This window comes from Aeromonas sp. R1-1, assembly GCF_040908495.1.
Lineage (GTDB): Bacteria > Pseudomonadota > Gammaproteobacteria > Enterobacterales > Aeromonadaceae > Aeromonas > Aeromonas veronii.
The window spans coordinates 1-2946 of the sequence record NZ_JBFODV010000153.1; the positions used below are offsets into that span (position 1 = coordinate 1).

3 protein-coding genes are annotated in these 2946 nt (G+C 64.5%); all 3 read left to right on the plus strand.

Features of this window, described 5'->3' with window-relative positions; translation table 11 throughout:
• A partial coding sequence (locus AB5Y92_RS08900; RefSeq protein WP_368226504.1) for an L-glutamate gamma-semialdehyde dehydrogenase occupies positions 1–1137 on the plus strand: 1137 nt, incomplete at its 5' end.
• Positions 1138–1358: 221 nt separating this feature from the next.
• Complete coding sequence (nudC, locus tag AB5Y92_RS08905; protein ID WP_368226506.1) at positions 1359–2138, plus strand: NAD(+) diphosphatase; 780 nt, start codon at positions 1359–1361, stop codon at positions 2136–2138.
• Positions 2139–2320: 182 nt separating this feature from the next.
• Positions 2321–2946, plus strand: a 626-nt coding sequence (locus AB5Y92_RS08910; RefSeq protein ID WP_368226508.1) for a uroporphyrinogen decarboxylase family protein, incomplete at its 3' end; no start/stop codon positions are given.

The following is a 2946-nucleotide window of genomic DNA, read 5'->3' on the forward strand; positions in this document are numbered from 1 at the left end:
GGGCAGGCGACCCTGCTGCCCGGTTACACCGGCGAGCAGAACGAGCTGTTCCTGCAGGGGCGCGGGGTGTTTGTCTGCATCAGCCCGTGGAACTTCCCGCTGGCGATCTTCCTCGGCCAAATCGCAGCTGCGCTGGCCACCGGCAACACCGTCATCGCCAAACCTGCCGAGCAGACCGGCCTTATCGCCCATCTGGCGGTGACGCTGGCCCATCAGGCCGGTATTCCGGGCGACGTGCTGCAGCTGCTGCCCGGTGACGGCGCCACCGTGGGGGCCAAGCTGACAGCGGATCCGCGCATCGGCGGCGTCTGCTTCACCGGCTCCACCGAGACGGCCAAGCTCATCAACATGACCCTGGCCCAGCGCGATGGCGCCATCCTGCCGCTTATCGCCGAGACCGGCGGCCAGAACGCCATGATCGTCGACTCCACCGCCCTGCCGGAGCAGGTGGTGCGGGACGTGGTGAGCGCCGCCTTCCAGAGCGCCGGTCAGCGCTGCTCGGCCCTGCGGGTGCTCTACCTGCAGGAGGAGATCGCCGAGCGGGTGCTGGAGATCCTCACCGGCGCCATGCAGGAGCTGAAAGTGGGCAACCCGGCCGAGCACAACACCGACGTCGGCCCGGTGATCGATGCCGATGCCAAGGCCGGTCTCGATGCTCACCTCGCCTACATGATGCCGCGCGCTCGCCTGATTGCGCAGGCGCCGATGCCGGCCGCGACCATGGAAGGGCACTTTGTCCAGCCGACCGCGCTGGAGATCGGCTCCATCCGCGAGCTGGCCAAGGAGCAGTTCGGCCCCATCCTGCACGTGGTGCGCTACGCCACCCGGGATCTGGACAAGGTGATCAGCGACATCAATGGCACCGGCTACGGTCTGACGCTGGGGATCCACAGCCGCAACGAATCCCACGCTGAGGAGCTGGCGAGCCGCATCAACGTGGGCAACGTCTACATCAACCGCAACCAGATCGGCGCCATGGTCGGGGTGCAGCCGTTCGGCGGGCAGGGGCTCTCCGGCACCGGTCCCAAGGCGGGCGGTCCACACTACTTAAGCCGTTTCGTCACCGAGAAGACCCGCACCATCAACACCACGGCGGTGGGCGGCAACGCCTCCCTGCTGGCGATGGGCGATGCCTGATCCGCGTCGATAGAGGCCGGATACGGGATGCCGGATAACAACGGGCCGCCTTCGGGCGGCCTCTTTATTTGCACCATCCGTTTTTTACGAATGGGACAATCGGCCATGGTGGGGTCGTCAGCGACCCGTGCTGGTCGTAAGATGGGAGCCATTCGCGCGGCGTTTGCCCCTTGCTCGGCCAGCCGTGGTCAGGGTTCTGTTTTAACGAGAGTGTTTATCTGATGTCATTAACCGAACAAGCCCGCTGGTTCGTGCTGGGGGGCGATCATCTGGTACTGCTCGATCAGCAGGGAGAGGTGCCACAAGGAAGTAAAGCGTGCCTGCCCGCAGCGCTGGCCGGTGCCCGTTTCGAGCGTTTTGATGAGTGGCAGGGGCTGCCCTGCTATCTGCTGGATCTGGGGGCTGAGGCCGACACGACTATGATGGCCCCCCTGCGCCAGTTGATGGTAGCGGGGGATGAAGAGGGCTTTCGTCTCGCTGGCCGCGCCTGGCAGCTCGCCACCTTCCGCCGCACCCACCGTTTCTGCGGCGAGTGCGGCGCCCCCATGACTCCGAAGGCGGGGGAGTGGGCGCAGGTGTGCCAGCACGGACATACGGTTTATCCGCGCATCTCCCCCTGCATTATCGTGGCGGTGCGCAAGGGGCCGGAGATCCTCTTGGCGGCCCATCGCCGTCACTATCAGGCGGACGATCCCATGTATACCGTGCTGGCTGGCTTTGTGGAGGCGGGGGAGAATCTCGAGCAGTGCGTGGCACGGGAGGTGTTCGAGGAGAGCGGCATCCGGGTGCGCAATGTGCGCTATGTGGCGAGCCAGCCCTGGCCCTTCCCCCACAGCCTGATGATGGGCTTTACCGCCGACTACGAGAGCGGCGAAATCCGGGTGCAGGATGACGAACTGGTGGCTGCCGCTTTCTTTACCGCCGACCGCTTGCCGCGTTTGCCGCCCCACGGCACCATCGCCCGGCGGCTGATCGAGCGTTCGCTGGCGGGCGAGGGGTAACGAAGCGCTTATCTTTTCGCCAATCTTTTTGCACTTCATTTTAAAAACGGGGCGCTCTGGTTTGCGCCCCTTCACATCTTTGCAACCGCGCGCCCATTTGCCACGTTTTGGGCAGTCCGCTCCGGTGGGCAAAGTGGTATTATGGCCGCCATTTTATGCGTGATACGAACTCAGGAACTGGGATGAAAGAGCTGAAGAACGATCGATACCTGCGCGCCCTGCTGCGTCAGGACGTGGATATGACCCCGGTATGGATGATGCGCCAGGCTGGCCGCTATCTGCCGGAATACAAGGCGACTCGCGCCCAGGCGGGGGATTTCATGTCTCTGTGCCGCAATGCCGAGCTGGCCTGTGAAGTCACCCTGCAGCCGCTGCGCCGCTACCCGCTCGATGCCGCCATCCTCTTCTCCGACATCCTCACCGTGCCCGATGCCATGGGGCTCGGTCTCTACTTCGAGCAGGGTGAAGGCCCGCGCTTCGAGCGCCCGATCACCTCCATGGCCGACGTGCAGGCGCTGCCCATTCCGGATCCGGAAGATGAGTTGGGCTACGTGATGAATGCGGTGCGCACCATCCGCCGTGAGCTGAAGGGTGAAGTGCCGCTCATCGGCTTCTCCGGCAGTCCATGGACCCTGGCCACCTACATGGTGGAGGGGGGCAGCTCCAAGGCGTTCACCAAGATCAAGCAGATGATGTACGCGGAGCCGCAGACTCTGCACCTGCTGCTCGACAAGCTGGCCGACAGCGTGATTGCTTACCTCAACGCCCAGATCAAGGCGGGTGCCCAGGCGGTCATGGTGTTCGACAC

What these genes read in the sequence shown, in the direction of transcription:
- nudC (WP_368226506.1), top strand. Translation starts at nt 1,359, where the DNA reads ATGTCATTAACCGAACAAGCCCGCTGGTTCGTGCTGGGGGGCGATCAT.